2 protein-coding genes are annotated in these 799 nt (G+C 63.0%); both read left to right on the top strand.

Annotated features, from left to right (window positions below):
• On the top strand, positions 1 to 406 hold a 406-nt coding region (locus tag A3730_RS25850; RefSeq protein WP_063539277.1), incomplete at its 5' end, for a non-canonical purine NTP pyrophosphatase.
• A gap of 80 nt (positions 407 to 486) precedes the next feature.
• Positions 487 to 799 (top strand): hypothetical protein (locus A3730_RS25855; protein WP_197477643.1); only part of this gene is annotated, 313 nt, incomplete at its 3' end.

The following is a 799-nucleotide window of genomic DNA, read 5'->3' on the forward strand; positions in this document are numbered from 1 at the left end:
CCTGCCTGCCATCGCCGACGATTCCGGGCTCGAGGTCGCCGCGCTGAACGGCAGCCCCTGCATTTTCTCTGCCCGCTTTTCCGGGGTCGGCGCCACCGACGCCAAAAACAACGCCCTGCTGGTAGAGATGCTCACCGAGATTCCGGAAGAGGCTCGCCAGGCCCGCTACGTGGCACTGATTGTATTGATGCATCACGAAGACGACGCCACCCCGTTAATCTGCCAGGGCAACTGGAACGGTCGCATCGTGCTGGAACCCCAGGGCGAGCAAGGCTTTGGCTACGATCCCCATTTCTTTGTGGAAGAAAAAGGCTGCACCGCCGCGCAGTTGCCCGCGGAGGAAAAAAATGCCATCAGCCACCGGGGCAAGGCCATGGGCATGTTGATTGAAGCACTGAAAGCCTAGCCGGTCGCCTGGGAACCTTCACCGCACCTCCGCTCCTCTCTGATAAGGTCAGGGTTTACCGTCAGCAAGGAGCCGCTTCGGTGCCAACCCCACGTCGCCCTTATCCACAGCATTACCTCTGCCTTGCCCTGCTACTGCCTGCCGCCCTGAGCGAGGCCAACCCGCTACACGGCAGCCTGCAGACGCAATGGCACAGCCGCTATGTGAGCGAAGGCCGCGACAACCTCGATGGCCACAGCCTGCATAGCCTTGGCGGCGACCTGACAAAAGACCACGGGGCCCTGGGGGTCTGGCAGGCCTGGGGCGCCGGCAGCAGCGGCTACCGGGAGAACAACCTGTTCGCGGAATACGCGCCGGGCATCGGCCGTTGGGAGCCGTACCTGAACGTGACTT

Source organism: Alcanivorax sp. HI0044, from assembly GCF_001634945.1.